Genomic DNA, 5,084 nt, shown 5'->3' with positions numbered 1-5,084 from the left:
ACCGCTTGCCCTCGTAGATGCAGTCCACCGGACACTCCTCGATGCACGCCTTGTCCTTCACGTCCACACAAGGCTGAGCAATCACGTACGTCACGGCGGAAGTCCTTTTCGTCGGGGCCGGAGGGCGTCACCCGGCTCCCCCCAGGTTATCGCCCCCACGAGGCGCGGCAGACCGCTTCTCACCTGCTAATACGGCGAGATCTCGCGGTTCGCCGGGTCTCCCCGGAGCGGGCGGGCGCCCTCAGAGGAGGCGCCGCGCCGCGGCCCATCGCGTGAGCTCGTGGCGCGAGGACAGCTGCAGCTTGCGGAGCACCGACGACACGTGGGTCTCGACCGTCTTGACCGAGATGAAGAGCTCGGAGGCGACCTCACGGTAGGCGTAGCCACGCGCGATGAGTCGCATGACCTCCTGCTCGCGGGCCGAGAGCCGGTCGAGCTCGTCGTCGGCCACGGCGACGTCGGCCTGCCCGGTGCCGAACGCGTCGAGCACGAACCCTGCGAGCCGCGGGGAGAAGACCGCGTCGCCGCTCGCGACCTGGACGACCGCGCCCGACAGGTCGGGGCCAGAGATCGCCTTGGTCACGTAGCCGCGGGCACCGGCCCGGATGACCGCGACGACGTCCTCGGCGGCGTCGGACACCGACAGGGCGAGGAACCGCGTGGACCCCAGGAGGTCGGAGCAGCGCGTGATGACCTCGGCCCCTCCGCCGCCGTTGCCGCCCGGCAGGTGCACGTCGAGCAGGACGACAGGAGGCCGCAGGGCACGGATGGCCTCGACGGCGCCGTCGACGCTGTCGGCCTCGCCCACGATGTCGACACGACCGTCGAGGCTCGCACGCACCCCCGCACGGAACATGTGGTGGTCGTCGACGAGGACGACCGGGACGGGCGCGCCCGGGAGCGTGGTCGGCTCGGGGTTCGGGATGGTGGTCACGTGCGCTCCTGGGTCGTGCGGGCGATGGGCTCGGGCTGCTGCGCGGGTCCCGTGGAGGGCATCGGTGCAGGCTGCGACCCGTTCCGGGCCGGCCCGACGGGCGTCGTGCCCGCGTCGGGCTCCCCCGGCATCCTAGGTCCGGGCGCTGCCGCGCCGGCCGGCGCAGCCGCCGGCTCGCCCTCGGCCTCGGCGGCGCGGGGCACCTTGAGGCGCACCTCGGTCCCCCAGCCCGGCCTCGACACGACCTCCGCCTGCCCGCCGCGCCTCGTCACGCGCCCGATGATCGACTCGCGCACGCCGAACCGGTCCTGGGCGATGTCCTTCATCTCGAAACCGTCGCCGCGGTCGCGCACGAACACCTCGACCATGTCGTCGGACACCTCGAGGTAGACCGAGACGGGCGGGCGGCCGTGCGCGACGGCGTTGACGAGCGCCTCGCGCGTGGCCTGGAGGAGCGCCGTGGTCTCGTCGGTCGGCACGCAGTCCCCCACGACGACGACGTCGACGACGACCGCGGCCGTCCCGGCCGAGCCGCCGTCTCCGACGGTCCCTGCGGCACTCATGCCCGCGGTGCTCGCCGCACCCGCCGCGAGCCGCCAGCTCTGGCGGTCCTCGACCTCGCCCACGAGCGTCCGGAGCTCGGCAGCGAGCGACGTACCAGGAGCCGGTCGATCGTTGTACAGCCACTCGCGGAGCTCGCGCTCCTGGGCACGCGCGAGGCGTGCCACGGTGTCCGCGTCGGCCGCACTGGCCCGGATGAGCGCGAGCGTCTGCAGGACCGAGTCGTGCAGGTGGGCCGCGATGTCCGCCCGCTCGGCCTCCCGGGCTCGGGCCGCACGCTCGTCACCCAGCTCGCGCACGAGCCTCAGCCACCACGGCGCGAGCACGATCGCCGCGCCCGCGAGCACCGCGAGCGACGCGACGGTCGCCCGGACCATGTCCGAGGCCGTCGAGTCCTGGCCCACCAGGAGCAGGACCCCGACCAGGACCAGGGCCAGCCCGCCCGCGAGCCGCAGCACCCCGGCGGGTGTCCGCCCTCCCGCGCGCGAGAGCCAGCGCCCCCGCTGCGCGGCGTCGAGCTGAGACCACGCGAGGGCGGTCCCCGCGAGCGCGATGAGCACCGGCAGGACCCACGAGACCTCGACGTCGACGCCGGCACGCGCTGCCACCAGGACCGCGGCACCGCTCAGCAGGACCACGCCGATCGCGACGTCGCGCACCGGGAGCTTGCGTACGCGCCCCTGCAGGCGGGGCGCGATCCGCCGGAGCGAGGTGGGACGCTCCTCGTCCGCGGCCTGCGCCGGGTCGCCCACGGGCACCGTGACCCAGAGGAAGACGTACAGGACGATCCCCGCGCCGCCCGCGAGGGCGAGCAGGACCATCACGAAGCGCATCGCGCCCACGGGCAGGTCGAGGTGCAGCGCCAGCCCTCGGCACACGCCACCGACCCAGCGCCCCTGCTCGGGGCGCCGGAGCGGGAGCCGTCTGGCTGGTTGCGCGGTCTGTGTCACCCTCTGATGGTCACACGTCCTGACGCCCTCACCGGGCGAAACGCCCCCTTGGTCCCTTCCCTGACCAGAAGATCAGGGTCGCGCGGCACGGGATTCAGGGTCGGCTCAGGGGAACACCCGATACCGGCCGGCCGCTGCGCGCGTCAGGCTGGAGCCATGAACACCGAGGACACCTCCCCAGAACCGCCGGCCGGGAGCTCCGCACCGACCGGGGCGGCCCAGCAGACCGCCGGCACGCCCTTCTCCGCGAACGGTCCGGCCCCGGCAGGGCCTGAGGGCCCGCCGACCCCGTCCACCGGGATGGACAGCTTCTTCGACGCCGTCCGACGTCTCGGCATCTCCCGCTCGGACGACCGCTGGATCGGTGGCGTCGCCGGCGGGATCGCCGACCGGTTCGGGATCGACCCCCTGATCGTGCGTGGTCTCCTCGTCGTCTCGGTCTTCCTCTCGGGAGCCGGCCTCGTCCTGTACGGCGTCGCCTGGGCTCTCCTCCCCGAGGCCCGCGACGGCCGCATCCACCTGCAGCAGACGGTCCGCGGCGACTTCGACGTCGCGATGCTCGGTGCGGCCGCGACGACGATCGTCGGCCTGAGCTGGAGCACCGGCTGGTCGTCCTGGTGGCACTTCGCAGGGCTCGAGTGGCTCAACGGGCTGTTCTGGACCGCCGCGGTGATCGTCGTGATCGTGCTGGTCGTCAACCGTCGCAACGACAAGCGGGCCGCGTACACCGCGGCCCAGCACACGCAGCAGCAGGCCCCGCCGGTCGCCCAGCCCGGCCAGCCCTACCCCGCGCAGCCGTTCGGACCGGGCGGCGCGCCGTCCCCGCAGGGCCACCAGGGGAACGCCTGGCAGCACGGCCGCCCCGGCCAGCCCACGCAGGCCCGCCCCCCGTACGGACCTCCCGCGCCGGGCGCCGCACCCGCACCCGGGGTGACGTACCCCGCGACCCCCGCGGCGCCGTCGGGCCCCGCGTACACCGCCTCCGCTCCCCTGCCCCCGCAGGCCTACGCGGGCCAGCGCCCCACGCCGCCCGTCCCGCCCCAGGCCTACGCCGCCCAGCAGGCCGCAGCCCAGCAGGCGGCGCGGGCCCAGGAGCAGGCGCGTCGCCAGGCCCAGCGCGAGGCGGACCGCCTGCGCCGGGTCGAGGAGCAGCGCGCCCGCGCCGCCCGGCGGCCCCGCGGCCCCGGGACCGCGATCGTGGGGATCACGCTCGGCGTGAGCCTGCTCGGCGCAGCGGTCCTCATGCTGCTCGAGCGTCGCGACGTGATCGACGTGCCGTTCTTCTACACGTGGATCGGCGCGACGATCATCCTCCTGGGCCTCGGTGTCGTGATCTCGGGCCTCCGCGGTCGCACGAGCGGAGCCCTGGGCGGCCTCGCGATCGTCGCGACGATCATCGCGCTCCCGATCGCCGGCTGGAACTCGGTCGATCGCTTCGACGTGAACCTCCAGGGCCGCGCGTCGGACTCGACCTACACGGTCACCTCGGTCCAGGACGCCGAGAACGGGTTCGCCTTCACGTTCGGTGACCCCGTCGTCGACCTGAGCCGGCTCGACCTGAGCACTGTCGGTGAGGACCCGGTCGTCGTGCCCGTCGACCTGCGCGCCGGGGACCTCACCGTGATCGTCCCCTCGGGCGTCCCGGTCGAGGCCGAGGTCCGCGTCCTCGCGGGCAACGCGACCTGGACCGTCGACGGCGAGCGCCGCAGCATCAACGGCGTCAACACCCGCCCGCACACCTTCACCACCGACTCCGTCTCCGACGGCGCCGACCCCGTGCTCCTGCTCGAGGTCGACGTCGCCGCGGGAGACGTCACCATCCGGGAGGAATCATGACCACCGAGAAGAACCCCTACGAGTCCGACGACCACGACGAGACTCAGGCCCTCCCCCCGGTCGACCCGACGATCGAGCTCGCGGCCATGCCGGGCGAGGCCCCGGGCTCCGAGGCCGAGGAACAGGACGAGGACCGGCCCGAGGCACCGGCAGAGGCCGGCGTGCTCGCGTCCGAGGACACCTCGACCGACCCCGACGCGACCCAGGTCCTGGAGGCGGTCGCTCCGTCCGAGGCCGACCTGGCCGACGAGATCTTCCGGACCGAGGCGACCCAGGCGCTGCCCGTCGCCGAGCCCACCCAGGCTCTCCCGGTGACTCCCCCGACCCAGGCGCTGCCCGTCTGGGAGGCCGCGCCGACGCACACGCAGGCCTACCCCGTGCAGGACGCGCCGGTCGACCCCGAGCCCGCCGCCGCGAGCGTGCCGGCACCGGTCCCCGCTCCGGCGGTGGCGACGCCCGCTCCCGCGGTCGACCCGGCAGCGCAGTGGAACACCACGGCGCAGCAGAAGGCGAACCTCGCCCCGGGCGGCCCCGTCCCCGGCGAGGACCCGCGCAACCGGGGCCTGCGCGTGGGCACGGTCGTGTGGGGTTTCGTCATCGTCGCGGTGGGCGCGGGCATCCTCGCCCTGGCCCTCGGTGCGACGTACGACCTGGACGTCGCCCTCATCGCCCTGCTGAGCGTCGCGGGCCTGGTGCTCGTGGTCGGCTCGATCGCGTCGAGCGCACGTCGCAACGCCCGGGAGAGAGCTCACCGGTGACTCACCTTCCGTGAGTGGGTGGTTCGGCTGCGACACGCCGGACGT

Annotated in this window: 4 protein-coding genes and 1 pseudogene; 2 read left to right on the top strand and 3 right to left on the bottom strand. The window is 74.4% G+C overall.

The features are described 5' to 3' along the window. The 3 genes and pseudogenes from ACFWFR_RS17180 to ACFWFR_RS17170 all read right to left on the bottom strand — a co-directional run. A pseudogene (locus ACFWFR_RS17180) lies at positions 1 to 94 on the bottom strand (ferredoxin); the annotation flags it as partial. 147 nt (positions 95 to 241) lie between these two features. Next, a complete protein-coding gene (locus ACFWFR_RS17175; RefSeq protein WP_377623822.1) occupies positions 242 to 925 on the bottom strand; it encodes a LuxR C-terminal-related transcriptional regulator in 684 nt (227 codons plus the stop codon). 5 nt (positions 926 to 930) lie between these two features. Continuing rightward, a complete protein-coding gene (locus ACFWFR_RS17170) occupies positions 931 to 2,445 on the bottom strand; it encodes a PspC domain-containing protein (RefSeq protein ID WP_377623820.1) in 1,515 nt (504 codons plus the stop codon). Positions 2,446 to 2,601: 156 nt separating this feature from the next. Here ACFWFR_RS17170 and ACFWFR_RS17165 point away from each other — a divergent pair, with 156 nt between their 5' ends. Then, a complete protein-coding gene (locus ACFWFR_RS17165) occupies positions 2,602 to 4,281 on the top strand; it encodes a PspC domain-containing protein (protein ID WP_377623818.1) in 1,680 nt (559 codons plus the stop codon). Continuing rightward, positions 4,278 to 5,039 carry a hypothetical protein gene (locus tag ACFWFR_RS17160; protein ID WP_377623817.1) on the top strand — a complete coding sequence of 254 codons (762 nt, stop codon included), beginning with the start codon at positions 4,278 to 4,280 and terminating at the stop codon, positions 5,037 to 5,039. Before ACFWFR_RS17165 ends, ACFWFR_RS17160 begins: the two co-directional genes overlap by 4 nt. Positions 5,040 to 5,084: the final 45 nt, after the last annotated feature.

The organism is Oerskovia sp. NPDC060287, from assembly GCF_042726775.1.
Lineage (GTDB): Bacteria > Actinomycetota > Actinomycetes > Actinomycetales > Cellulomonadaceae > Oerskovia > Oerskovia merdavium.
The sequence above is the reverse complement of the archived record's forward strand: the minus strand, read 5'-3'. Positions and strand labels throughout refer to the sequence as shown.

Bases quoted from the DNA above. Each gene is read 5' to 3' on its own strand.
- ACFWFR_RS17165 (WP_377623818.1), top strand. From the start codon at position 2,602: ATGAACACCGAGGACACCTCCCCAGAACCGCCGGCCGGGAGCTCCGCA.
- ACFWFR_RS17160 (WP_377623817.1), top strand. From the start codon at position 4,278: ATGACCACCGAGAAGAACCCCTACGAGTCCGACGACCACGACGAGACT.